The organism is Pseudorhodoplanes sp. (genome assembly GCF_050250235.1).
Lineage (GTDB): Bacteria > Pseudomonadota > Alphaproteobacteria > Rhizobiales > Xanthobacteraceae > Pseudorhodoplanes.
Map to the genome: position 1 here is coordinate 12,930 of NZ_JBFWPA010000026.1, position 25,090 is coordinate 38,019.

A 25,090-nucleotide genomic window follows, 5' to 3' on the forward strand; every position below is an offset into this window, starting at 1 on the left:
AGGCGTGCATACCGCTGGCCATTGACCGATATGGAATCGACCGATGCAGCAGGAGGGGCGGGAGCCGGATATCGATCCAACGCTGTCACGCCGCGCGCTGATTGCGTTGGCGGCTGCCGCCCTGGTGTGGCCGCAACGCGTTGACGCGCAGAGCGCAGCACAGCCCTTCGAACAATGGATCTTTGATTTTCGCCCCAGGGCACTGGCGCGCGGCGTAACGGGAGCGACCTACGACCGCGTCATGAAGGGGCTCAAGCCCGACATGGGCGTGTTTGCGCTGCAACGCTCGCAGCCCGAATTCAAGGAACAGCTCTGGCAATATCTCAACCGTCGCGTCTCGGAATGGCGCATCGTCACCGGGCGCGAGCGCGCGAAGCAATATGCGCCGCTGTTCGACAAACTCGAAGGCGATTTTGGCGTTTCGCGCGTCACTCTGCTGGGACTCTGGGGCATGGAGACGGCTTACGGCGACCCGATCGTGTTCCAGAATCACATGCGGCCGGTCTTTCCGTGCCTCGCGGCGCTGGCCTGGGGAGAGCCCCGCCGACGCAAATACTGGGAGACCGAACTGATCAACGCCCTGCGGATCGTCGAGCGCGGCTGGGCTGAGCCCGTCGACATGCGAGGCTCCTGGGCCGGCGCCATGGGGCATACCCAATGGATGCCGGAAGTCTGGCTCAATATCGGCGCCGACTATGATGGCGACGGCCGCGCCAATCCGTTCGGCCGCCCGGACGACGCACTTGCCGGTACTTGCCGTTATCTGATCCAGCGCGGCAGATATCGCCGCGGAGAACCCTGGGGCTATGAGGTGAAGGGCGCCACCCCGTCCGGTTCCCGCAGCTATGCGGAATGGCAGCGCGCCGGCATCGTTCGTGCCGACGGCCGGCCCTATGCCGTGCCGAGTGCGCGGGCGCGAGGTTGGGTCCCGGTGGCAGGCGGACCGAAATTCCTGATCGGCGCCAATTTTGACGCGGTGAAAAGTTACAATCCTTCGATGAATTATGCGCTGGCGATCTGCCATCTCGGCGATCGCGTGATGGGCGGCGAACCGTTCGTGCAGGACTTCCCGAACAGCGAACCCGCTCCGACACTGGCCGAGATTCAGGAAATCCAGCAGCGCCTGACGAGGCTCGGCTTCGACACCGGGGGCACCGATGGACGCGTGGGGCTGCAGACCATGCGCGCCGTGGCGAACTTTCAGCGCAAGGTGAACATGCGACCCGATGGCTATGCTGGGGTCAGGTTGCTCGCCCGGTTGAGGCAGGCCGGCTAACGGAAGGCCGACCCCGCGACGATGTCAGATTGTCGCCGCGCGAAGCGATCCATTCCGTCAGGAATGCGACAAAGGCCTTCACCTTGTACGGCGTCTCGGGTGTCCGCGGGTAGACCGCAATCAGTGGCCGCGCCGCGACGCGATAGCGTGGAAACAGCGTCATGAGGTTTCCGGCCGCGAGATCATCGGCCACGACGTAACGCGGCAGCAGCGCTGCCCCGAGTCCGGCGATCGCCGCCTTGCGCAGCGCAAGCGCACTGTTCGAGGAGAACGTGCCGGTAACCTTCACGTTCAGCGGCCCGCGTGGTCCCTCGAAGCGCCAGAGCCGGTCGTTCGGCAGGGCACTTTCATGGAGGAGGCAGGGAAATCGCGAAAGGTCGGCAGGCGTGGCCGGCCGCCCGGCGCGGTTCAGAACCGCAGGGGCGGCACACACCACCCAGTCCATCGGCGCCACCGGCGTCTCTGTCAGAGACGCGTTGCGTGCGGAGGCGAATTGCAATGCCAGATCGAATCCACGCTTGCCGAAATCCGCCGGCTGGAACGACACGTTCTCCAGGATCAGTTGCACGTGCAGCTTCGGCTGCGCACGCGCAAAGGCGATGATCGCATCGGCAAGATGCAGCGCGCCGAACGATTTCGGCGCGGCCAGCCGCAACGTCCCGGACGGCTCGGCAGGCGCCTCCACAAGCGCCCGCTCCTGCCCCTCGATGTCGCGAAACAATTGCTCGCAAAAGGTCAGATAGGACCTGCCTTCGTCCGTCAGATTCAACGACCGCGTGGTGCGGTGCAGAAGCCGGACGCCGAGCCGCTCCTCCAGCGTGCCGACATGGCGCGACACCAGCGCACGCGACAGTCCGAGCTGGCTGGCGGCGACGGTGAAGCTGCCGGAGCGCGCCACCCGCACGAAGGTCTCCATGGAGCGGAGGCGATCCATCGCGATTGTTTACTTCCACGCAACAATGACTTTCGCATTTATCGGCTTCTATGAACGAATGTCAAAGTGCTAGGCTGCAAACAACGACGCCGGCCCTGAAGTCTGGCGCAATCAGGGATGGAAGCGGTGAGCGCGCCGCGCGCCAACTGGAATCCGCGATGAACAAGCATGCGACGCCGGCGACGGGCGCGGCACAGGTCGAAACGCCCGTACCGGCCGGTGTGAACGCGCCGGGCTTCGGCAGCGACGTGGTCGCCGAAACGCTGCGCGACCTCGACATCCCCTATGTCGCGCTCAATCCGGGCGCCAGCTATCGCGGGCTGCACGACTCGCTCGTCAACTATCTGGGCAACGAGTGGCCGCAGATGCTGCTCTGCCTGCACGAGGAAAGCGCGGTCGCAATCGCGCAAGGCTATGCCAAGGTCACCGGCCGGGCGATGGGCGCGATCGTGCATTCCAATGTGGGGCTGATGCACGCAACCATGGCGATATTCAATGCCTGGTGCGACCGCATGCCAGTCGTGGTGCTGGGTGCCACCGGTCCGGTCGACGCCGTGAAGCGCAGGCCCTGGATCGACTGGATCCACACCGCGCGCGACCAGGGCGCGCTGGTCCGCGGCTATGTCAAATGGGACGATCAGCCCGCTTCGCCTGCCGCCGCGCGCGAAGCGCTCATTCGCGCGACCAACATCGCCAATGCGCTTCCGCAGGGTCCGGTCTATGTGAATCTCGACGCCGAGATGCAGGAGGCCAAGCTCGCCGAGCCGCTGCCGCCGATCGATGTGAGGCGCTATCGCCCGCGCATCAAGGCCGCGCCCGATCCGGAAGCCGTGAAGGAAGCGGCCGACTGGCTGCGCCAACGGGCGAAGCGTCCTGTGATCCTCGCCGGCCGCGCCTCGCGCCGCCGCGACGCATGGGAGGCGCGGGTCGCACTCGCCGAGGCATTGAATGCCCGGGTCCTGACCGACCTGAAGATCGGCGCATCCTTCCCGACCGATCATCCGCTGCATCTCGGAGCACCCGGCATGCTGCTCCCCGATGCCGAGGGGCTTACAGCGCTCGCCGAGGCCGACGTGATCCTGAGCCTCGACTGGGTCGATCTCGGCGGCGCACTGAAAGCGGCCAAATCCGATGCCGTCGTGATCTCGGCCTCGCTCGACCAAAACATCCACAACGGCTGGAGCATGGATCATCAGGCGCTGCCGCCGGTCCATTTGCTGATTCCCGCCGATCCGGACGAGGTCGCGATCGCGCTGTCGCGCGCGGTTGGCGCGCCGGCAAAGCCGGTGACACTTCCAGCCGCCCCACGCGCGATGGCAAAGCCCGCACCGGGTGAAGCGCTCACCGTCGAGCATCTCGCCTCTGCGGTGCGGGAAGCGGTCGGCACGCGCGACATAACCCTGACCCATTTGCCGCTTTCCTGGAACGGCGGCTGGTGGCCATTTCGTCATCCGCTCGACTATCTCGGCTCCGACGGCGGCGGTGGCGTCGGCGGTGGCCCGGGCATTTCGGTCGGCGCAGCGCTGGCGCTGAAGGGCTCGGGACGGCTTCCGGTCGCGATCTGCGGCGACGGCGATTATCTCATGGGCGTCACCGCGCTCTGGACAGCGGCGCATTACCGCATTCCGCTGCTGATGGTGATCGCCAACAATCGCTCCTTCTTCAACGACGAACTGCATCAGGAGCGGGTGGCGCGCATGCGCCACCGGCCGGTGGAAAACCGCTGGATCGGCCAGCGCATTTCCGATCCCGATATCGACCTCGCTGCGATGGCGCGCGCGCAGGGTGCGACAGGCTTCGGTCCGGTGCAGACGGAAGGCGATTTGTCCGCGGCGCTGCGGACGGCGATTGCCGCCGTCGAAGGCGGCGCGGTCGCGGTGGTCGATGTCCGGGTCGAACCCGGCTATGCTCCGTCGATGACGGCGGTCATGACAAGAAAATCCGAGTAATCCTCGGGACAAGCCTTGGGGAAGAAATGTCCGCTGCACCAGTATCCGCGATCCGTCCCGCAACCGCGCTCTCAGGCGAGGACGGCATCCTTGTGGTCAAGGACGTCACCAAGCATTTCCGCACGCCCGACGGGGTCGTGACCGCGGTCGACGATGTGTCGCTCAGCGTCAGGCAGGGCGAGTTCCTGGCCGTGATCGGTCCATCCGGTTGCGGAAAGTCGACATTGTTCAATGTCGTCGGCGGGCTGCTCGGCGATTACGAAGGCGAGGTCACGGTCGCAGGCGAACGCATCACCGGACCGCATGCCTCGGTCGGCATGGTGTTCCAGGAGGAATCCACCTTTCCCTGGCGGACGGTGATCGAGAACGTGTCCTTCCCGCTCGAAATCGAGGGGATGGCGAAGGCCAGGCGGCACGACAAGGCGCGTCATTTCATCAACATGGTCGGCCTCGACGGCTTCGAGAACCGTTATCCCAACGAATTGTCCGGCGGCATGCGCCAGCGCGTCTCGCTGGCCCGCACGCTGGCGTCGGAGCCGAAAATCCTGCTGATGGACGAGCCTTTCGCCGCGCTCGACGAGCAGACGAGGCTGCTTCTCGGCGACAAGGTGCTGCAGATCCAGCAGGAGCTGAAGCAGACCACCCTGCTCATCACGCACAACATCACCGAAGCGGTGCAGCTCTCCGACCGCATCTTGGTGATGACCTACCGGCCCGGCAAGATCAAACGCGTGGTCGACATCAATCTGCCGCGCCCGCGCACATCGGAAGTGGTCGGCAGCGATGCGTTTGGACATTACGTCGCGCAGATCTGGAGCGACCTGCGCGAGGAAGCGAGCCGCGGCATGAGCGACGACGAGTCCCGCGCTCGCGCCACCGGGACCCGGCGCAAGTGAACGCCGCCACCCTCGCCCGATCGCGCACGGCACCGGTCCTGCTCGGGATCGGAACGCTTGCAGCCTTCATCGCGCTGATGCAGGTGCTGGTCGAGACCGGCATTCTGAACCGGTTCATCGTGCCGCCGCCGTCCGACGTCTTTCTCGCCTTCGAGCGCGTGATCGTCGAGGAGCACATCCTCGACCGCTTCCTTCTGACGATGCACGAGTGCATTTCCGCGGCGGCGCTGCTTGCGGTGTTCGGCATTTCGATCGGCACGCTGCTCTACAAGGTCAATATCCTTCGGCAGGCGACCGAAACCTGGGTCGCCGCAGCCGCGGCGGCACCGACCGTCCTGATGTATCCGCTATTCATGGTGATTTTCGGCCGCTCCGCCACCACCATCATCATGATGGGATTCGTCGCGGGACTGCCGGCTGTGATCCTGAAGACCATCGAGGGGCTGTCAGGTACCCGGCACGTATTGATGAATGTCGGCCGGAGCTTCAATCTCACGCCGTGGCAGCTATTCTGCAAAATCCAGTTTCCCTCGGCGCTGCCGACGATCTTCACCGGCTTCAAGCTCGGGCTGATCTTTGCGCTCATCAATGTGGTTGGCGTCGAATTCCTGATCAATTTCGGCGGGCTCGGCCAGCTCATCAACGATCTCGCCGAGCGCTATGACCTCGCCGGAACCTATGCAGCGATCTGCTTCGTGATTCTGGTGAGCGTGTGTTTCTTCGTCGTGGTGGAGTGGTTTGAGCGATGGCTGACGCGGGCCGCCTGACGCAAGCGGCGAACGTGCGCTCTCCGGCAATCAGCCCGGTGACGCTCGTTCGTATCTTGATCATCGTCGCAATACTGGTCGGCTGGGAAGCGCTCGCGCAATCCGGCCTGCTCTATCGCGACGTCGTGCCTTCGCTGCTTGCCATCGGCAAGGCGGTCGTCGGACTTCTCACGGACCCGGAATATTACTGGCATCTCGGCGTCACCGCCTACGAGGTCGGTGCGGCGCTCACCATCGGCGGCATCAGCGCGATCGTGGTCGGACTCGTGCTCGGCGGCAACAGATTCCTGAGCCGCGCCTACGAGCCCTATCTCTACTATCTCGGGCCCACCCCGAAGATCATCTTCTTCCCGATCATGATCATGTGGTTCGGGGTCGGACCGCCCTCGAAGATCGCGCTCGGCACCCTGTCCTGCTTTTTCCCGATCGCGCTGTCGGTCGCGGCCGGCATGCGTCAGATCGAGCCTGTGCTGATCCGCGTCGGCAAGAGCTTCCGCGCCAATTCCTGGCAGATGGCCACCAAGGTCTATCTGCCGGCGATGCGCCACCCGATCATCAACGGCGTGCGCCTCGGTCTCGGCGTTGCGCTGATCGGCACCCTGCTCGCCGAGACCAAGCTGTCGAACCGCGGCATCGGCTTTCTGATCATCCAGGCCTACAGCCTGTTCGACATGCCACGCATGTACGCGATGCTGATCGTCTTGTTCGTGCTTGCCATCGGCGCCAACGCGCTGGTCGGGCGGCTCGGTGGGCTCGACCAGATCAAGCGGTTCTGAACGAGGGATGCTGTGCGCGCCTCAAATCTTGGCGCTCTCCAGCGTCGCCGGATGAAACAGATCCTCCGGGGTCACCAGCCTTGACGACAGCCCCTGCGCATGATGGTGCCGGAAGAAAGTTTCCAGCACATGCCGGTTGGCCGGCACGCCATAGGACCAGTAATCGTCGCCCATCAGTGCGCGTGCTTCGATGATGCGTTCCTCGATGAATGGCAGCGTCACCTTCAGCGCCGACACGTCAGCGAGGCGTTCCATGGCGATTGTTTTTGAATGGTCAAAGGCCTTCAGCACCGCCGCCGGCAGCCATGGATGTTTCTCCGCCAGCGTCCTGCGTACGCCGACGATATGCATGATCGGGAAGATTTTCGTGCGCGCGTAATAGTCCTTGGCCGCCGCCTCGGGATCAGGAAACAGCCAGCCGACATTCGGGGTATCTGGCGGCAGCGCGGGCGCGCGCGGCGCCATAAAGGCATCGATTTCTCCGGATGCCAGCATCCCCGAAATCGTCTTGCCCTCGGGGGCATCCTCCAGCCGCACGTCTTTCGGCAGGTTCAGTTTGATCTTCTCCGGCCGGCCGGCATGCGCAATACCGCCGCGTACCCAGGTCACGTCCGACGGCTTCACGCCGAACTCATCTTCCAGCAGCGCCCGCGCCCAGACCACCGCGGTGAGTTGGTATTCCGGCAGGCCGATACGCTTGCCCTTCAGGTCCTGCGGCTTCTTGATGCGATCGGTGCGCACGTAGATCGAGGTGTGACGGAAACAGCGCGACAGGAATGCGGGCACGCCGACATAAGGAAAATTGCCGTCGGCCGTCTTCACCGTGGAGCTCGACAGCGACAATTCGCAGATGTCGAAATCGGTGGTCTTGAAGGCGCGAAAGAAAATCTCCTCCGGCGACAAGGTCATGAATACCGGATCGACGCCGTCAATCAGCACGGCTCCATCGATCAGCGGGCGGTTGCGATCATAATCGCCGATGGCGACGGAGAGATTGAGTTTGGACATTCAGGCTCCAGTTTTCGACGCGCGTGCTTGATTTGATAGCCTGTGTCGATAGATTATGCCGCAGCCGTTGGGAAGGTCGAACCGTGCTGATTATCGAGGTCGAACGCGAGGACGACGGGCGCTGGCTTGCCGAATTGCCCGCGGTTTGTAGCCCGACGATCTCCGAGGTTCTCAGTTGACGCGCGCCACATCGAGCAACCGCATCTGCACGCGCTCTGCGCCCTGCCAGCGGTCGACGGATATCTGCCCCGCGACGTGCATCGCCTGCCCCCGTCCCTCGATCAGTGCCCGGCCGAGATCGGTCTCGGCCGCGCGGAACGCGACCGCGTTGATGAACGCGCCGTCAGGCCCGCGAAGGCGAGTCCGAACATGCTGGCCACCGACCACATCCGCAAACGCGATCGTGTGCGCCGGCAAGGCGAAAACCGGGTCGGGATTGCCGGCGCCGAACGGACCCGCGCGCATCATCGACGCGCAGAAGTCGAGGCTGGCCGCCGCGGCACTCAGCGCCCCGTCGATCAGAAGCGCGTCGTCGCGCCGCGCCAGGTCCACGGCATCCCCCAATGTGGTCTCCAGATAGGCGCGAAACTCGGCCAGCCGGTCGCGCCGGATCGTGATCCCGGCCGCCATGGCGTGCCCGCCGCCCTTGAGCAGAAGCCCGTCCGCCACCGCCTGCCGCACCGCCCGGCCGAGGTGGACGCCCGCGATCGAGCGTCCCGACCCGGTGCCGATGCCGCCGACGCCGAGCGCGATCGCAAAAGCGGGGCGGCCGTATTTCTCCTTCAGCCGCGCGGCGACCAGCCCGACAATTCCGGGATGCCAGCCCTCTGACGCCGTCACGACCACGGCGCCCTTTTCCTCCAGGCCAAGTGCCGCCAGCGCCTCCGCTTCCGCCTCGGCCAGCATGTGCTGTTCCAACGCCTGCCGCTCGCGGTTGAGGCGGTCCAGTTCGGCGGCGATCCGTCCGGCTTCCGTTGCATCCTCTTCAAGGAGCAGATTGGCGCCAAGATCGGCGCGCCCGATGCGGCCGCCGGCATTGATGCGCGGCCCAAGCAGGAAGCCGAGATGATACGGCTCGGGCGGCCCGTCAAGCCTTGCAGCATCCATCAGCGCCGTGAGACCGGTATTCTCTCGCCGCCGCATCGAGATCAGTCCTTTGGACACGAAGGCGCGGTTCAGCCCCTTGAGCGGCACGACATCGGCGATGGTTCCGAGCGCGACGAGATCAAGCGAGGCGAGCAGATCGGGCTCACGCCGCGCGCCGTCGAAAAAGCCGCGCCGCCGCAATTCGCGATTGACCGCAACCAGCGTCATGAACACGAGCCCAACCGCGGCGAGGTGGTTCAGGCCGGACAGATCATCGAGCCGGTTCGGATTGACGATCGCCAGCGCCGGCGGCAGCACCGGGTCGCATTGGTGGTGATCGATGATCACCGTATCGAGCCCGAGCCTCCTGGCTTCGTTCAGCGGTTCAATGGATGTTGTCCCGCAATCGACGGTCACGAGCAGCGTCGCGCCACGCTCGGCCAGTCCTCGCACGGCCTCCACATTCGGGCCATAGCCTTCGAACAGCCGATCCGGAATATGGATCATGGGCGCCAGGCCGACATGCCGCAGATAGCGCGCCAGCAGGGCCGACGAAGTCGCGCCGTCCACATCGTAATCGCCGAAGATCGCAACATTCTCGCCACGCCCGATCGCATCGGCGATGCGTGATGCCGCCTCCCTCATTCCGGACAGCGTGTCGGGATCCGGCATCAGCCGTTTCACGGCAGGATCGAGATAGCTGGCTGCGTCGGCCGCTTCGACGCCGCGGCCGGCGAGAATGCGCGCAAGCATGTCCGGCACGCCGTGGCGCTGGGCGATGGTCAATGCCTGCGCTGTCGCGCGCGCATCCAGCCGGTCGCGCCAGGCGCGGCCGCGCACGGACTTCTCCACACCGAGAAAGAAGCGCGGCTGCGCTTCCGGCATTGCGGCCACAGCTGTCAAGGCAGCGGACATCGGAACCGATTCGGTCTGTCAGAGGATTTTGCGATATTGAATGAAACCGGAACGATCCGCCAGCTTGTCGTACAGAGCGCGAGCCTGACGGTTGTCTTCCTGCGTCAGCCAGTGGACGCGGCTTGCGCCATGCGCGCGCGCCGCCTGCTCCACCGCACGGATCAGCGCACGGCCCGCTCCGAAACCGCGCCGCTCCGGTACAACGAACAGGTCCTGCAGATAGCAATAATCCCCGATGGTCCAGCACGACCTGTGGAAAAGATATTGCGCGATCCCGACCAGTCGTCCGCCCGAACAGGCGCCGAGCACGAACATCGGCTCGTTCGGGTCGTGCAGCCGCCGCCAAAGCATGTCCGTCGTCTCGGGCGAAACCCGTGACTCATAAAATTTCAGATAGCCCTGCCAGAGCGGCTCCCAGTCCGCGCGCTCGTCCGGCTCGAGCGGCCTGATGACCAGCTCAGGCGGCGACTTCGGCATGGATGCGCATAAGCTCCGGGATGGTCGCCGGGTCGCGGCGCCCGAAGCCGCATTCGGTTCCGATCGAGAAATCGCGCACGAATTTCCCGGCGGTGGCGAGCCGCGTCCGCGTACCTTCGACGCCGTCCGTATGATGCACAAGACCCAGGCATAACTCCGTCTCGGGCCTGAGCTTAAGCTGCCGCAACGGCTCGAAATACGCATCATCCGAGCGATCGCGCGGCACCGGCATGTGAATCAGTTCGACGCTGCGCGTTGCTTGCGCGGACAGCCGGTTCGCCAGTTCCACCATGTCGCCCATGTCGGTCGGCTCGACGACGTGCCGGTGGCCTGCATCGCCGTAGCAGAAGTGATAGAGCAGTTCGATGTCGCTCGGCACATGATTGCCAAGATCGAGCAGGATGCGGCTGAAGCTGTCGAACATCTCAGCCTTGGTCGCTCCATAGTTCGATACGTCACCCCGCTCGAGCCGCGCGAAGACCGCGGATGCGACGTCAAGCTGAATCGCGAGGTCGTCATGGGGGATCGCGGCAGCGAGTTTCTCGATCTCGCGCTTCACCGCGGCGTTGTAGACAGGATCAATCGCCTCATGCAGGTCCTCGTCTACGAAAAGCCAGATGACCGAGTGCGCCGGTACGAGGTCAACCTGGAATTTCGTGCCGGGCGCGATCTTCCCCTCGTCCATGACTTCCTTGAAGGTCCGATACGAGCCGATCGCAACGTCGGCATAGAACAGATTTTCGAAATCGACGTCGCGCGCGGTCAGGCCGGGTTTCAGCCGGTAGCGATGCGATTTTCCGCTGGTGGCGTGGAGCTGGAAGTCCTTTTCCGAGCGCTCGAACGCCGGATGATTGGCGAACAGCTCCTCCTGCCAGAACACCCAATTGAGCCGCTCGCCGGTCTCGCCATCGGGAATGCGCTTGATGCGCGGCCCGAACGCGGCGCTCACCGTCTCGAAGACGGTCCGCGCGTTTGCCATCGGCACGCTGCCGACAAGATAGATGTCGCGCGGCATATCGCGCCTCTCAATCGAGATAGAACTTGTCGAGCTGACGGTGCTCGGCGCGGATATAGCGCACGGTGCCGGTAACCGAGCGCATCACCACGGTGTCGGTCTCGATGATGTTCTTGCCGAACTTGACGCCATTCAGCATCGCGCCAGTCGTAACGCCGGTCGCGGCGAACAGGCAGTCGCCCCTCACCATGTCCTCGATCTCGTATTTCTTCCTCGCATCCTTGATCCCCATCTTCAGCGTGCGCTCGCGCAACGCCTCCGAATCGATCACCAGCCGGCATTGCATCTGCCCGCCGATACAGCGCAGCGCCGCGGCCGCAAGCACACCTTCCGGCGCCCCGCCGGTTCCGAGATAGATGTCGATTCCGGTTTTCGCCTCGGCGCAGTGAATGACGCCGGCAACATCGCCGTCCGAAATCAGACTGACCGCAGCGCCGGTCTTGCGGACCGCTGCAATGATGTCCGCATGACGCGACCGATCCAGCAGGATTGCGGTGATCTCGGAGGGCTTCACGCCCTTGGCCTTTGCCAGACTGACAATGTTTTCCTCCGGCGGCGCATCCAGATCGATCGTACCCGCCGGATAGCCCGGGCCGATCGCAATCTTGTCCATGTAGCAATCGGGGGCATGCAGCAATGTGCCGGCGTCGGCCATGGCCAGCGTCGCGATCGCACCCGGCATGTTCTTTGCGCAGAGCGTCGTGCCTTCCAGCGGATCGACCGCGATATCGACCTTGAACCCGCTCTTGGTGCCGACCTGCTCGCCGATGAACAACATCGGCGCCTCATCCATTTCGCCCTCGCCGATGACCACGGTCCCGTCTATCGGCAGCTTGTTGAGTTCCCGGCGCATGGCATCCACTGCCGCCTGATCCGAGGCCTTGTCCTTGCCATGCCCACGCAGCCGCGCCGCGGATACGGCCGCGCGCTCGGTCACACGCACGATTTCGAGCGACAGCACGCGCTCGAGCACCTGATGCGGCTGTACGGTGATCGTCGGCGCCATCTCGTCCCCTTTTCCCGGCAGCCCGATTCCGGCCGCCTCGACAATTGTTCTATCGGTTTTTCTCGATGCGGATCAATTGCGGCGCGCCCGAAATGACATTGTCAGCCTGCACGGCTGCAAGCGCGCGGCGAACCGCGTCTTCGGTCGTCGCATAGGTGATCAGGATAACCGGAACCGGCCCGGTGGCGGTCTTGGCGTCCTTGCCGCCCTGCGGACCCGAGCCGGGCCCAACCAGGTGGCGCTGCACAATTGATTCGAGCGAAATGTGCTGCTCCGCAAGACGCGTGGCGATGGTTGCGGCGGTGCCCGGCTTGTCCACCGCGAGCAGCCGGATGTAATAGCCGCCCTCGTGCAACTGCATGGGCGCCTTGCCGGCGGCGATGAGACCCTTCACCGCGCGGCCAAATGGCGCGACGCGGGCACCTCTTGCGATATCTCCGATATCGGCGACCACCGCGGATGCGGTCGCCAGCCCGCCGGCACCCGGACCGACCAGCGTGATCGGTGCAATGCCTTCGGCGTCGACGGTGACCGCATTGGTGACGCCCATCACCTGTGCGATCGCGGAATCCTTCGGCACCATGGTCGGGTGCACACGCTGCTCGATGCCGCTTTCGGTCTTCACGGCCACACCGAGCAGCTTGATGCGATAGCCGAGTTCGTCGGCCGCGATGAGATCGGCAGGCGCGATCGAGGAAATTCCCTCGACATGGATTGCATCGGAATCGACCCTGGTGCCGAACGCAATCGAGGCCAGAATCGCCAGCTTCTGCGCGGTGTCGAAGCCCTCCACGTCGAATGTCGGGTCGGCCTCTGCATAGCCGAGCCGCTGTGCGTCCTTCAGGCATTCGGCAAATGACAGCTTTTCCTGCTCCATCCGCGTCAGGATATAATTGCAGGTCCCGTTCAGGATGCCATAGATGCGCGCGAAGGAATTTCCGGCGAATCCTTCGCGTAAGGTCTTTATGATCGGGATCGCACCGGCTACTGCGGCTTCGAAGTTCAACGCAACGCCGCTGGTCTCCGCAAGTTGCGCGAGCGTCATCCCGTGTTTCGCCAGCAGCGCCTTGTTGGCGGTGACCACCGATTTCTTCGCCTTGAGCGCGGCCTCGATCGAGGCCTTTGCCGGATCGTCCTCGCCGCCCATCAGTTCCACGAAAACGTCGATGCCCGGATCGCTTGCGAGCGTCAGCGGATTCTCGACCCAGCGAATACCGGTCAGATCGACGCCACGATCCTTGCCCTTTTCACGCGCGGTAACGGCTGCGACCTCGACGCTGCGGCCGCAGCGTGCGGCAAGCTGACCTTCGGCAATCAGCCGGACAACTGAAGCGCCGACCGTGCCTAAGCCGGCAATACCCACCTTGAGGGGCGCGACCATGTTCAATTCCGGGAAAGAGCGAAGCTGAGCGCTAGCGCCGGTTGGCGAGCGGGACGACGTTGTGCAGCTTGTCGATTCCGGTTTCGAGGAAGCGACGGATGTTGCGCGCGGCCTGGCGGATGCGCTGCTCGTTCTCGACCAGCGCGATCCGTACATGATCGTCGCCGTGCTCGCCAAAACCGATTCCAGGCGCGACCGCGACATCGGCCTTCTCGACAAGAAGCTTCGCGAATTCGATCGAGCCCATCCCACGGAACGGCTCCGGCAGTTTCGCCCAGGCGAACATCGAAGCCGCCGGCGATGGAATGGGCCAGCCGGCGCGGCCGAAGCTGTCGACCAGCGCGTCGCGCCGCTTGCGATAAATCTCGCGCATGTCGCGAATGCAGTCGTCGGGTCCGTTCAGCGCCGCGGTCGCCGCCACCTGCACCGGCGTGAACGCGCCGTAATCGAGATAGGACTTCACGCGGCCGAGCGCCGCGATGATGCGCTCATTGCCGACAGCAAAGCCCATGCGCCAGCCGGGCATCGAGAAGGTCTTCGACATCGAGGTGAATTCGACCGTGACATCCACCGCGCCCGGCACCTGCAGTACCGAGGGCGGCGGGTTGTTGTCGAAATAGACCTCGGCATAGGCAAGATCGGACAGGATGAAGATTTCGTGCTTCTTCGCGAACGCAACGAGGTCTCGATAGAAATCAAGGCTGGCGACGCACGCCGTCGGATTCGCCGGATAACAGGCGATCACCGCGATCGGCTTCGGGATCGAATGCTGCAGCGCGCGTTCCAGCGCGGCGAAGAATTCCGGATTGGGTTCGGCTGGCACCGAGCGGATCACGCCACCCGCCATCAGGAAGCCGAAGGCGTGGATCGGATAGCTCGGATTGGGCACGAGCACGACATCGCCCGGCGCGGTAATCGCCTGTGCGACATTGGCGAAGCCTTCCTTTGAGCCGAGCGTCGCCACCACCTGGGTATCGGGATTGAGCTTCACGCCGAAGCGGCGTGCATAATAGGCGGCCTGCGCACGCCGCAACCCGGCGATCCCCTTCGATGCCGAATAGCGGTCGGTGCGCGGCTTGCCGAGCGTCTCCTTGAGCTTCTCGATCACGTGCTGCGGGGCCGGCAAATCCGGGTTACCCATGCCGAGATCAATGATATCGGCGCCCCCATTGCGCGCGGTGGCCTTGGCGCGGTTGACCTGCTCGAACACGTAGGGCGGCAGACGGCGGACGCGGTAAAACTCTTCCATGGGAACGTGTCCTTGGCGCCAGGGGCTTTTCAGGGCCCGCAGGCCGGTCCTGAGCCGGAATTCAGGGCGATGGGGCGATTCAAGTGCCGGCAGGTGCGACGCTTTTTATCACGGGCGCGCGGTTGCGCCAGAGGGCTGGGGCGGCAGCGGCCATGGGGGCGCTCCGGTCGTGGCCTGGCCTCCGGCGCCCGACGGAGGCGACGCACCGCCGGCAGCCTGTTCGCGAGGCTTTCGGACCTTCTTCTTGCCGGACCTGGGCCCCAGCTTGTCCTTGTTTGCCTTGTTCGCCTTTGCTTTCGCCTGCCTTTCGGCCTTCTTCTTTTCCCGTGCGATGTTTTTCTGCTGATTGGGCTGGCGGTTGCGTACCGCGATCAGGTCGGCCTCGAGCTTTTTTTGCTGCTCTGCATCAAGCACGCCGGTGGCGCGCTGTGGCGGCATGTCGTGAACGGCGGGAAAGGCGGGCGCCTCGGCCGGCCGAGCGGGCGCATTTGCCGGGAGCCCGCCCATTTCCTGCGGAATGGAGTCGATCTGACTCGTCGAGCAACCGGACAGCAGCAGTGCCAGTGCCAGCACCCGCAGACCGGAGACAGCACCCGGCACGGGAAATGCACTCAAACGGCAATTTGACATCTGCGGCATTGTTCTGAGGGGCAATTGCGCGGGTAACCGGCTAATATGACCAAAGCAAGGATGAAAGAACGGGCGGTTAACACGGCCGCGGGGGCGGCGTCCGACCAGCGTCACCTTGCGGGAGGACAATAGCAGCGCCATCTCGGCCTGTAACAACATTGAGCGGGGTAATGAACAAACTGCCGGATCAACCGGTCGTGCCTGAGGGTGGCGGCGTCGACATCGAGCGCTTCGCGCACAATGTCGCGCGCCTCGTCGAACAGGGCGGCAAGGCGCTGGCCGCGTATCTGAAGCCCCGTGAGGAAGGGGCGGCCACACTCGACTACCCCGATCAGGTCAGGGATGCGGTCAAGACACTGGGTCAGGTGGCCGGATACTGGCTGTCCGATCCGCAGCGCGCGGTCGAATTGCAGCGCAGGCTCGGCACCGCCTATCTCGAACTCTGGGGCAGCGCGGTCAAGCGGATGGCCGGGGAGGATGCGCCGGCCGTCGTGAAGGCCGATCCGAAGGACAAGCGCTTTGCCGACCCGGAATGGTCGAGCAACCAGTTCTTCGATTTCCTCAAGCAGACCTATCTGCTCTCCACCGAATGGGCCGAGAAGCTGGTTGCCGACGCCCAATCGCTCGATCCCCATACGCGCCAGAAGGCCGAATTCTATATTCGTCAGATCGCAAACGCGATTTCACCCTCGAATTTCGTTCTCACCAATCCGGAATTGCTGCGCGAGACCCTCGCCTCGAACGCGGAAAACCTTGTGCGCGGCATGAAGATGCTGACCGAGGACATCGACGAGAAAGGCAACATCAAGATCCGCCAATCCGTCCCGACGTTGTTCGTGGTAGGCCGCTATCTCGCGATCTCGCCCGGCATGGTGATCTTCCAGAACGATCTGATCCAGCTGATCCAGTATGCCCCGTCGACCGAGACCGTCCTCAAGACGCCGCTCCTGATCGTGCCGCCCTGGATCAACAAGTTCTACGTACTCGATCTGACGCCGGAGAAATCCTACGTCAAATGGTGCGTCGACCAGGGACTCACGGTGTTCGTTATTTCCTGGGTCAATCCGGACGCACGGCTCGCCCAGAAAGGCTTTGCCGAATACATGCGGGAAGGACCGCTTGCCGCTCTCGATGCCATCCAGCAGAGTACCGGTGAAAGCGAGGTGCATGCGGCCGGCTATTGCGTCGGCGGCACGCTGCTCGCGGTGACCCTCGCCTATATGGCCGCGAAGGGCGACTCCCGGATCAAATCGGCAACCTTTTTTGCAACCCAGGTCGACTTTCGCCACGCCGGCGATCTCAAGGTATTCGTCGATGAGGAGCAACTCGAAGCGCTCGAACAACGCATGCGCGAACAGGGCTATCTCGAAGGCACCAAGATGGCGACCGCCTTCAACATGCTTCGCTCCAACGACCTGATCTGGCCCTATGTCGTCAACAATTATCTGCGCGGCAAGGCGCCCTTCCCGTTCGACCTTCTGTACTGGAATTCGGACGCGACGCGGATGCCGGCGGCCAACCATTCCTTCTACCTGCGCAACTGCTACCTCAACAACGCCCTCACCCGAGGCAGGATGACCATCGCCGACGTGACCCTCGATCTGAAGAAGGTGAAAGTGCCGGTCTACAATCTTGCCACCCGCGAGGATCACATTGCGCCGGCCAAGTCGGTGTTCGTCGGCTCGAAATATTTTGGCGGGCCCGTTCGCTTCGTCGTTTCCGGATCAGGGCACATTGCCGGCGTCGTCAATCCGGTTGCAAAGCGCAAATACCAATACTGGACCGGGCCGAAGCCTACCGGTTCCGACATCGAGGCCTGGCTGAAAAAAGCCAAGGAAAATCCCGGCTCGTGGTGGCCCGACTGGCGCAACTGGATCAGATCGCTCGGGGACGAGCAGGTCCCTGCGCGCGAACCCGGGGGCGGCAAGCTCGTGCCGATCGAGGACGCACCGGGAAGTTATGTGAAGGCGAAGTCGTAACGCGAGTCAGGCGAACGCGCCGAACGCCCTCTGAGCGCATGAAACTCAAGCTTCCGGGCCGGGCAGAACCGTATATGCCGCGTGTGGCCCCAGGCTATCGCATTGCGCCCGCCGCGCGATATAGTTGAGACGTTAGGGGAATCGAACGGGAGGCGACGGTGCTGGGCGAAATGACGGGGCAGCTTTCGAAGGAATTGTTCTGGCTGACGATGACCTGCATCCTGACGCTGGTCATCTGGATCCCGTATACGCTGGACCGCATCAAGGTCCGCGGATTGTGGGGCACGCTCGACAATCCGTCGCCGAAGGACAAGCCGCAATCGCCCTGGGCGCACCGGCTGTATTTCGCCCATACCAACGCCGTCGACAATCTCGTGACATTTGCGCCGCTGGTCTTGATTCTCAATACGCTCGATATTTCGACCCGCACCACCGCGATTGCCTGCGCGGTCTATTTCTGGTCGCGACTGGCTCATGCCATCATCTATGGGCTCGGGCTGCCGGTGTTCCGCACGCTTGCCTTCTTCGTCAGCTTTCTCGCGCAGATCGTCCTGGTGCTTGCGATTTTCCGCATCGTGTAGAAGAAAACGAGGGTGGCACCGGGCGTGCCACCTCGCTACTTCGCCCTTACGAAGCGAGCTTCACCGGAACCTTCAGATATCGGACGCCGTTCGATTCCGCAGGCGGAAATTTTCCCGCACGAATATTGACCTGGATCGACGGCAGCAGCAGGACCGGCGCAGCGAGCGTCGCGTCCCGCTTCTCGCGCATCGCAACAAAGTCGTCCTCGCTCACGCCCGCTCCGACATGCACGTTGCGGGCACGCTCTTCACCGACCGTGGTCTCCCAGGCATAGCTGTCACGGCCGGGAGCCTTGTAGTCATGGCACATGAATAGCCGCGTCTCGGGAGGAAGTGACAACAGCCGCTGAATCGAGCGATACAGCGTGCGCGCGTCGCCCCCGGGAAAGTCGGCGCGTGCAGTGCCATAATCCGGCATGAACAAGGTGTCGCCGACAAAGACCGCGTCGCCAATCCTGTAGGACAGACAGGCGGGCGTGTGACCCGGCGTGTAGATGGCCTCGACCTGAAGATTGCCGATTTTGAGCGTTTCACCATCCGCAAGCAGCCTGTCGAACTCGCTGCCGTCGCCCGACACGTCGGTCGCGTTGAAGACCGGCCGGAAAATCCGCTGCACATCGCGGATATGCTCGCCGATCGCAACCTTCGCGCCGGTTTTCGATTTGATATAGGGCGCGCCGGACAGATGGTCGGCATGCGCGTGCGTTTCCAGCACCCAGGCGACGGTGAGCCCGGAATCGAACGCAGATTTCAGGATGGCGTCCGCCGAGCGAATATCGGCCTTGCCGCTGCGGTGATCGTAATCCAGCACCGGGTCGATCACCGCGGCCTGACGCGTTTCCGGATCGGAAACGAGATAGCTCACCGTGTTGGTCGGTTCGTCGAAAAACGCTTTGATTTCAGGCCCTGCGGTCATGTCCAGGTCTCCCTTCGTTCATTCGGGTCGTCTCAGGTCTTGACAAGATATTATCATATTCTAAATTAGCAATATCTAATAGAGGAAAGTGCGATGGCTGTCCCGGCAGCAGTGATGCAGAGACTGGAGCAACGCGCCGGCGAAGCGGCGCAGCTCATGAAGCTGCTCGCGAACGAAACGCGGCTGCTCATTCTTTGCCGTCTGGTGACCGCGCGCGAAATGTCGGCTGGCGCTATCGTTGCGGCAGTCGGAGTCGGACAATCGGCGGTCTCGCAGCATCTGGCGAAGTTGCGCGACGACAATCTGGTCGCCACTCGCCGTGACGGCCAGACGATCTACTACCGTATCGCTGACGAGAACGTCGCCCGTATCATCTCGGTGTTGAAGGACATCTATTGCCGGGATGAATGAACGTCACATTGAGATAACGCAAAACAGCAACGGAAACCGATCATGACCGCGATGACCCCTATCTCCCCGGAACGCGCCGCTACGCTGATGCGCGAAGGCGCCGTCCTCGTCGATATCCGCGAGCGCGACGAATATGCGCGCGAGAGGATTGAAGGCGCTCGCCACCATGCGGTGTCGATTCTCGACCGAAGCCATCCGGCACAGCCCGGCGACGAGGTGCTGATCTTTCACTGCAAGTCCGGCAATCGCACGACGCAGAACGCGCCGCGTCTTGCGGGCGGCATGCCCGCCGATATCGAGACCTACATCCTCGACGGAGGCATCGATGCCTGGAAGAAGGCCGGCCTTCCGGTCGAGATCGACCGTTCGGCGCCGATACCGACCATGCGGCAGGTCCAGATCGTCGCCGGCAGCCTCGTGGTGCTCGGCGCCCTGCTCGGCGCGACCGTCGCGCCCGGCTTTTATCTGCTGTCCGCCTTTGTCGGCGCCGGGCTGATTTTCGCGGGCGTTACCGGCTTCTGCGGCATGGCCCGCGTCCTCGACCTCATGCCCTGGAACCGGCGCAACCCCTCGCCCGCGGCCTGAAGCGCGACAACCCAGCACCGCACATGCAAGCATTTGCCGCAATGGCATCCGGCAGCCTTGTCGGCCTCTCGCTGGGGCTGATCGGGGGCGGCGGTTCGATTCTCGCCGTGCCGCTGCTGATCTATGTGGTCGGCATGCCGTCCGTGCATGCGGCGATCGGCACCAGTGCGGTGGCGGTCGCGGCCAGCGCAGCGGTCAGCCTGATCGGACACGCGCGTGCCCGCAACGTGCGCTGGCCTTGCGCCATCGTGTTCGCAATCGCCGGCATTCTGGGCGCGGCAGGCGGGGCGCAACTCGGCAAGATGATGGACGGATCGCGCCTGCTCGCATTGTTCGGCGCGCTGATGATCATCGTTGGCGTGGTCATGCTGCGGCCGCGACGATCCGGCGACGATGCCGGCGTGAAGCTCGACCGTGCGACCGCGCCGCGGCTCCTCCCGATCCTCGCCGCCACGGGCTTCGGTGTCGGTCTGCTGTCGGGGTTTTTCGGGATCGGAGGCGGCTTCCTGATCGTGCCCGGCCTCATCGGCGCGACCGCGATGCCGATGCTGGACGCGATCGGCTCATCACTGGTGTCGGTCACCCTGTTTGGAGCCACCACGGCCGCAAGCTATGCGGCGTCGGGGCTGGTGGAATGGCGCATCGCCGGCCTGTTCGTGCTCGGCGGCGCGGCCGGCGGCATCATCGGACTCGTGGCCGCCGGCCGGCTCGCGACGCAAAAGCGCGCGCTCACTTACGTGTTCTCTGCGATCGTAATCAGCACCGGCCTTTACGTCGTGGCCACATCCCTGATGCGCTGACCATCGGTCAGGGGAACAGCGCGACCTGATCGATTCCCGTGGTCTCGGGATAACCCATCATCAAATTCATGTTCTGAATCGCCTGACCCGAGGCGCCCTTCACCAGATTGTCGAGTGCCGAAATGATGATCGCGCGTCCCGGGATGCGGTCGTTTGCGACCCCGATGAAGGTCCAGTTGGAGCCGCGCACATGCCGTGTCTGCGGGGTCTCGCCGAATGGCAAGACATGCACGAAGTCGGCCTTCTCGTAGAACTTCAAAAGTATCTCGTGAAGTTCCTCCGGCGTCCGCCCTCTCCGGCCCTGCACGTAGATGGTCGACAGGATCCCCCGGTTCATCGGCACCAGATGCGGGGTGAAACTGACGATCACCTCCTTGCCGGCGGCCAGCGAGAATTCCTGGTCAAGCTCCGCCATGTGCCGGTGACCGCCGACGCCATAGGCGTGAAAGCCTTCCGACACTTCCGAAAACAGCATCGCCTCCTTGGCCGATCGGCCCGCACCGGTCATGCCGGACTTGGCGTCGACGACGATGCCCTCGGTCTCGATCGCCTTGTTCTTGAGAAGCGGAACCAGCGGCAGCTGCGCGCAGGTGGTGTAGCAGCCGGGATTGGCAACGAGGCGCGCCTTTCTGATCTCGCGCTTGTGGATCTCGGCGAGGCCGTACACCGCCTCTTTCTGAAGCTCCGGCGCATGATGCTCATGCCCGTACCAGCGTGCATAGGCCGCGATATCGCTGAGCCGGAAATCCGCCGACAGATCGACGACCTTGGTTTCCGGCGCATCCGCCAGCAATTGCTTCAGCACCTTCTGGGTGGTGGCATGCGGCAGCGCGCAGAACACCAGGTCGAGCGCCTGCGCCCTCCAGTCCAGCCCCTCGATCGAAACCAGCGTCGGCAAATCAAACGGCGAGAATTGCGGAAACACGCTGCGCATCTCCTGCCCGGCCTTCCGGTCGGCGGTCAATAGCGCAAGGTCGGCGCGCGGATGGCGGATGAGCATGCGGACCAGCTCGGAGCCGGTATAGCCCGAAGCGCCCAGAATGCCGATCTTCGCTTTCGTCGCCATATCTTTCTCCGCAAGCCGGGCGGTCTCGCCGCCGGTACTTAAGTCGCCGGATGAACCCTGGGAAGCGCGGATTTGGTGGCAAGCACCGCGGCTTCAAGGCCGGCGGCAAAGAATCGGATCAGCCAAACCGCTCCGCCCGGACCGCGAAAGCGGTGCGACGGCGAAGACACTTCGGGCTGATCGTCATGATGCGGCCATATAGGCTGCTGCATCCTGCTGGTCAATTCCGTGAGGAACCGGTCTTTCGGCAGTCACGGACTTGAAGTATTGGTACGGGCTTGGCTTGGTGCACCTGGCATGAAGCGGATCATCACCATCCTGCGTCTCTTCTTCGTTCTCCTGTTCGGGGCAATGAGCCTGATGCATGGGCCGGTGATGACGTTCTCTGGCGCGTATGCCTCGGCTCAGGCATCGCTTCAGCAGGCCGGACATTCCGGCCACGTTTCGCATCACGCCGTACCCGATTGCCATGACGACCAGACGCCGCCGGCACGACATGTTCCGTGCAATGCCTTTGCATGCTTCATGGCGGTGGAGCCGCTGCCGATAATGGCGCGCCCGCCCCATCCGATCCTGTTCGCGATCATGGCGGCCACCCCCACGCCGTCACTCGACCCAATGCTCACCGCGCCGGCGCTGCCGCCTCCCCGTCTCCAAGGCTGACTTCTTCGGAATCGCAATCCGCGCGCCGCTTCGGCTGCGCGCGTCATTCAGCTTTGGAGATACAGATGAGACAGAAACTGATCGTTGGCCTCACGGCCGGCACGCTGGCGCTCGGCACCGCGATTGCCGTCGCGCAACAGCACCACCACGGCCATGGCTCGCATCAGGCGCCCGCCGCTGCCGCCGACCATTCCGCCCATGGCAGCAGCAAGCCGAAAGGCGACAGCGGGCCCTCGAGCCTCGCCTATCACGCCATCAATGCCAAGATGCACGAGGGCATGGACATCGCCTTCACCGGCAATGCCGATATCGACTTCGTCCGCGGCATGATCCCCCATCATCAGGGAGCCGTTGACATGGCGAAGACGGTAATCGCCTTCGGCAAGGATCCGCAGATCCGCAAACTCGCCGAGGAAATCATCAAGGCGCAGGAGAGCGAAATCGCGCTGATGCAGACCTGGCTCGGGCAGAACGAGAAATAGACGCGAAAACCAGGCCGCCCGGCGCATGCGGGGCGGTCTCATTCTCGCGTGTGCTCACGCCACCGGCACGAATCGGTAGCCGTTGCCGCTTTTCTCGATCTGGCCCAGAGCCGGAAACGGCAGGTGATAGCCGGTCACCGGCATCTTCTCGGCGGCCAGCATGTCGTAGAGCTTGCGCCGCGTTGCGACCGCCATCGGGCCATCCATGTCGCCGCCGCCAAACCAGTCGGGATGGCGTACAAACACCAGCGCGATGCCGGAGGTCACATCGGCCTGCACCAGCAGCCTGCCGGAGCCGGACGCGATCACGAACGAGGTATGCCCCGGCGTATGGCCGGGGGTCGCGAGCGTCGTGATACCGGGCGCGACCTCCTTGCCGCTTTCGAACTTGGTGAGGTTTTTGCCGGGGATCGCGCCGAACACCCGCCGTACATTGCCGTGCGCGTTGCGCAGGTTGGAGCCCTCGGCGGCCTTGTTCATGTTGACGTCGTCGAGCCAGTAATTCCACTCATCGAGCGGCACCTTGACCTCGGCGTTTGGAAAGGCCGGCGCGCCATCGGCGCTCACCAGACCGCCGATATGGTCGCCGTGGAAATGCGAGATGATGACCATATCCACCTGCTTCGGATCGAAGCCGGCGGCGGCAAGATTCGCGGCCATGCGTCCCGTGCCCGCGGCCAGCGAGCGCGGTCCGTTGCCGGTATCAAGCACGACAAGCTTGCCGCCGGTGCGGATCGCGAGCGGGTGGAATACCGACGCGAACTCGTCGCGCGGGAGCCTGTCCGCGGCCAGCGCATCCTGGAACTGCTCAAGCGTCGCGCTGCGCGACGGGCTTGCCGTGAGCTTGCCCGGCCGCGCTCCGTCGGACAGCACGGTCACCTCGATATCGCCGATCTTGGTGCGATGGACGCCGACCGGCGCCGGCGCATTCTGGGCCGGAACCGGTTTGACGGAGGCCGCACCCGAGAGCGCAGCGGCAGCGGCACTCGCAAGGACATGTCGACGGGACAAAATCATCGCCTGTTCTCCCGATCGTTTGAAGCAGAAGGGCCGCCCTTTCGGACGGCCCTTGCAAGTCGATGTGTCAGAGCGTCGGATTCCATGTGGCCGGTATCAGCCGGTATCCGTTGCCGTCCTTCTCGACATAGGCGAGACCGGGGAACGGGAAATGGAAGCCCTGCACCGGGATCTTTTCCGCAATTGCCATGTCGTAGATTTTCTTGCGCGACTGGACCGCCAGCGCCTTGTCCATGTCGAACGCAAGCTGCCAGTCGGGATTTTTCACGAACAGGAAGGCCATGCCTGCGGTGATGTCGGACTGCACGATCATGCTGCGCGGGCCCGACGTGACCAGATAGGACATGTGACCCGGCGTATGGCCGGGCGTCGCGATTGCCTTGATGCCGCCTACAAGCTCCTTGCCATCATCGTATTGCGTCACCTTGTTGCCGAACGCACCGAAGACGCGTCGCGAGTTCTTGTAGTTTCCCTCAACCGGCGTGCCGGCCGCTTTGCTCATGTTGGAATCGTCCATCCACTGCTTCCACTCCGCGGCCGGAACCATGATTTCCGCATTCGGGAAAGCGAGCTTGTTGTCGGCATCGAGCAGCCCGTTGATATGATCGCCGTGGAAATGCGAGATCACGACCGCATCGACCGATTTCGGATCGATGCCGGAGGCCGCCAGATTGGTATGAAACTGGCCGGCGGCCCCCTTGCTCTGCGCGAAGGTGCCGAGACCAAGCCCGGTGTCGATGACGACGAGCTTCGACCCGGTATTGATGACCACCGGGGTGTAAAGGTGTGTGGCTGAATTCGTCGGCAGATAGTTTGCCGCGATCACCTCGTTGACCGCGTCCTTCTTGGCGTTCGCGACATAGGTTTCTGGAAGCGGTATGACCACCTTGCCGTCGGTCACGACGGTGACCTCGAAGTCGCCGACCTTGTGCCGATAATAGCCGGGCGCCTGTTTGCCGGCGGCCGGTGCTGCGGCTTTCGCGGTCGTCGCGGGGGCAAGTGCGACAGCAGCACCCGCGGCGGCAACACCGGACATCAGACCTCGACGTGACAGGTTATTCATCAGAAACCCCTCCTTGTTGGTCGGCGAATGCTGCCCCTCTGGAACGACAGCGCCGTGACATGATCCGCAAGTTGAGACGATATGCGCCTGCCTTGTGTCGGACCCATATTCAACACCGGCGGACCCGCCCTATTCCATGCGACACGGCGACCCTTGCGCGTT

25 protein-coding genes are annotated in these 25,090 nt (G+C 63.7%); 12 read left to right on the forward strand and 13 right to left on the reverse strand.

Annotation, left to right across the window (positions count from 1 at the left end; translation table 11 throughout):
- The first annotated feature begins 43 nt into the window (after positions 1-43).
- Complete coding sequence (locus AB7F49_RS13785; protein ID WP_428523207.1) at positions 44-1,276, forward strand: lytic murein transglycosylase; 1,233 nt, start codon at positions 44-46, stop codon at positions 1,274-1,276.
- Here AB7F49_RS13785 and AB7F49_RS13790 read toward each other — a convergent pair.
- A complete protein-coding gene (locus AB7F49_RS13790; RefSeq protein WP_428523208.1) occupies positions 1,242-2,210 on the reverse strand; it encodes a LysR family transcriptional regulator in 969 nt (322 codons plus the stop codon). The two genes, AB7F49_RS13785 and AB7F49_RS13790, sit on opposite strands and share 35 nt — an antisense overlap.
- Before the next feature lie 158 nt (positions 2,211-2,368).
- Here AB7F49_RS13790 and AB7F49_RS13795 point away from each other — a divergent pair, with 158 nt between their 5' ends.
- The 4 genes from AB7F49_RS13795 to AB7F49_RS13810 are packed head-to-tail and all read left to right on the forward strand — an operon-like array spanning position 2,369 to position 6,598.
- Entirely contained in the window at positions 2,369-4,159 is a 1,791-nt protein-coding gene (locus tag AB7F49_RS13795) for a thiamine pyrophosphate-binding protein (protein WP_428523210.1), read from the forward strand.
- Between the two features lie 26 nt (positions 4,160-4,185).
- On the forward strand, positions 4,186-5,055 hold the full coding sequence (locus tag AB7F49_RS13800) for an ABC transporter ATP-binding protein (RefSeq protein WP_428523212.1): 870 nt from the start codon (positions 4,186-4,188) through the stop codon (positions 5,053-5,055).
- Positions 5,052-5,822, forward strand: coding sequence for an ABC transporter permease (locus tag AB7F49_RS13805; RefSeq protein ID WP_428523214.1), 771 nt, complete (start codon positions 5,052-5,054; stop codon positions 5,820-5,822). The genes AB7F49_RS13800 and AB7F49_RS13805 overlap by 4 nt, the downstream gene beginning before the upstream one ends.
- Positions 5,801-6,598, forward strand: coding sequence for an ABC transporter permease (locus tag AB7F49_RS13810; RefSeq protein WP_428523216.1), 798 nt, complete (start codon positions 5,801-5,803; stop codon positions 6,596-6,598). Before AB7F49_RS13805 ends, AB7F49_RS13810 begins: the two co-directional genes overlap by 22 nt.
- A gap of 21 nt (positions 6,599-6,619) precedes the next feature.
- On the opposite strand, the gene AB7F49_RS13815 is transcribed toward AB7F49_RS13810, so the two are convergent.
- From AB7F49_RS13815 to AB7F49_RS13850, 8 genes are all read right to left on the reverse strand, one after another.
- The gene (locus tag AB7F49_RS13815) at positions 6,620-7,606 is read right to left on the reverse strand and encodes an ABC transporter substrate-binding protein (RefSeq protein WP_428523218.1); all 987 of its coding nucleotides are present in this window, start codon (positions 7,604-7,606) and stop codon (positions 6,620-6,622) included.
- 171 nt (positions 7,607-7,777) lie between these two features.
- Entirely contained in the window at positions 7,778-9,607 is a 1,830-nt protein-coding gene (recJ, locus tag AB7F49_RS13820; RefSeq protein ID WP_428523220.1) for a single-stranded-DNA-specific exonuclease RecJ, read from the reverse strand.
- 18 nt (positions 9,608-9,625) lie between these two features.
- Positions 9,626-10,084, reverse strand: a complete 459-nt coding sequence (locus tag AB7F49_RS13825; protein ID WP_428523222.1) for an N-acetyltransferase family protein — start codon at positions 10,082-10,084, stop codon at positions 9,626-9,628.
- Positions 10,065-11,099 carry a hypothetical protein gene (locus tag AB7F49_RS13830; RefSeq protein WP_428523224.1) on the reverse strand — a complete coding sequence of 345 codons (1,035 nt, stop codon included), beginning with the start codon at positions 11,097-11,099 and terminating at the stop codon, positions 10,065-10,067. The genes AB7F49_RS13825 and AB7F49_RS13830 overlap by 20 nt, the downstream gene beginning before the upstream one ends.
- A gap of 10 nt (positions 11,100-11,109) precedes the next feature.
- Positions 11,110-12,105: a class II fructose-bisphosphatase gene (gene glpX / locus AB7F49_RS13835; RefSeq protein ID WP_428523226.1), complete on the reverse strand. Its 996-nt coding sequence runs from the start codon at positions 12,103-12,105 to the stop codon at positions 11,110-11,112.
- A 49-nt stretch (positions 12,106-12,154) separates the two neighbouring features.
- A complete protein-coding gene (locus AB7F49_RS13840; RefSeq protein WP_428523228.1) occupies positions 12,155-13,486 on the reverse strand; it encodes a homoserine dehydrogenase in 1,332 nt (443 codons plus the stop codon).
- 31 nt (positions 13,487-13,517) lie between these two features.
- Positions 13,518-14,735: an LL-diaminopimelate aminotransferase gene (locus tag AB7F49_RS13845; protein WP_428523230.1), complete on the reverse strand. Its 1,218-nt coding sequence runs from the start codon at positions 14,733-14,735 to the stop codon at positions 13,518-13,520.
- 108 nt (positions 14,736-14,843) lie between these two features.
- A complete protein-coding gene (locus tag AB7F49_RS13850; RefSeq protein ID WP_428523232.1) occupies positions 14,844-15,335 on the reverse strand; it encodes a hypothetical protein in 492 nt (163 codons plus the stop codon).
- Between the two features lie 200 nt (positions 15,336-15,535).
- On the opposite strand from AB7F49_RS13850, the gene AB7F49_RS13855 reads away from it, so the two are divergent.
- Together AB7F49_RS13855 and AB7F49_RS13860 are read left to right on the forward strand one after the other, a co-directional pair.
- A complete protein-coding gene (locus AB7F49_RS13855) occupies positions 15,536-17,344 on the forward strand; it encodes a PHA/PHB synthase family protein (RefSeq protein ID WP_428523234.1) in 1,809 nt (602 codons plus the stop codon).
- Positions 17,345-17,514: 170 nt separating this feature from the next.
- Positions 17,515-17,925 (forward strand): MAPEG family protein, encoded by a 411-nt coding sequence (locus AB7F49_RS13860; protein WP_428523319.1) that lies wholly within the window; start codon positions 17,515-17,517, stop codon positions 17,923-17,925.
- A 46-nt stretch (positions 17,926-17,971) separates the two neighbouring features.
- Here the strand turns inward: AB7F49_RS13860 and AB7F49_RS13865 are convergent, their stop codons facing one another.
- Positions 17,972-18,841 carry an MBL fold metallo-hydrolase gene (locus AB7F49_RS13865; protein WP_428523236.1) on the reverse strand — a complete coding sequence of 290 codons (870 nt, stop codon included), beginning with the start codon at positions 18,839-18,841 and terminating at the stop codon, positions 17,972-17,974.
- A gap of 93 nt (positions 18,842-18,934) precedes the next feature.
- On the opposite strand from AB7F49_RS13865, the gene AB7F49_RS13870 reads away from it, so the two are divergent.
- Genes AB7F49_RS13870 through AB7F49_RS13880 form a run of 3 tightly spaced genes read left to right on the forward strand, consistent with a single transcriptional unit; the run spans position 18,935 to position 20,637 of the window.
- Positions 18,935-19,252, forward strand: a complete 318-nt coding sequence (locus tag AB7F49_RS13870; protein ID WP_428523237.1) for an ArsR/SmtB family transcription factor — start codon at positions 18,935-18,937, stop codon at positions 19,250-19,252.
- Positions 19,253-19,294: 42 nt separating this feature from the next.
- Positions 19,295-19,837, forward strand: coding sequence for a rhodanese family protein (locus AB7F49_RS13875; RefSeq protein ID WP_428523239.1), 543 nt, complete (start codon positions 19,295-19,297; stop codon positions 19,835-19,837).
- Between the two features lie 23 nt (positions 19,838-19,860).
- The gene (locus tag AB7F49_RS13880; protein ID WP_428523241.1) at positions 19,861-20,637 is read left to right on the forward strand and encodes a TSUP family transporter; all 777 of its coding nucleotides are present in this window, start codon (positions 19,861-19,863) and stop codon (positions 20,635-20,637) included.
- A gap of 7 nt (positions 20,638-20,644) precedes the next feature.
- Here the strand turns inward: AB7F49_RS13880 and argC are convergent, their stop codons facing one another.
- Positions 20,645-21,703, reverse strand: coding sequence for an N-acetyl-gamma-glutamyl-phosphate reductase (argC, locus tag AB7F49_RS13885; RefSeq protein ID WP_428523243.1), 1,059 nt, complete (start codon positions 21,701-21,703; stop codon positions 20,645-20,647).
- A 297-nt stretch (positions 21,704-22,000) separates the two neighbouring features.
- On the opposite strand from argC, the gene AB7F49_RS13890 reads away from it, so the two are divergent.
- Both AB7F49_RS13890 and copM read left to right on the forward strand, forming a co-directional pair.
- Positions 22,001-22,366, forward strand: coding sequence for a hypothetical protein (locus tag AB7F49_RS13890; protein ID WP_428523245.1), 366 nt, complete (start codon positions 22,001-22,003; stop codon positions 22,364-22,366).
- A 65-nt stretch (positions 22,367-22,431) separates the two neighbouring features.
- A complete protein-coding gene (copM, locus tag AB7F49_RS13895) occupies positions 22,432-22,848 on the forward strand; it encodes a CopM family metallochaperone (protein ID WP_428523246.1) in 417 nt (138 codons plus the stop codon).
- Positions 22,849-22,902: 54 nt separating this feature from the next.
- On the opposite strand, the gene AB7F49_RS13900 is transcribed toward copM, so the two are convergent.
- Positions 22,903-23,865, reverse strand: a complete 963-nt coding sequence (locus AB7F49_RS13900; protein ID WP_428523248.1) for an MBL fold metallo-hydrolase — start codon at positions 23,863-23,865, stop codon at positions 22,903-22,905.
- Between the two features lie 67 nt (positions 23,866-23,932).
- Positions 23,933-24,928: an MBL fold metallo-hydrolase gene (locus tag AB7F49_RS13905; protein ID WP_428523250.1), complete on the reverse strand. Its 996-nt coding sequence runs from the start codon at positions 24,926-24,928 to the stop codon at positions 23,933-23,935.
- Positions 24,929-25,090: the final 162 nt, after the last annotated feature.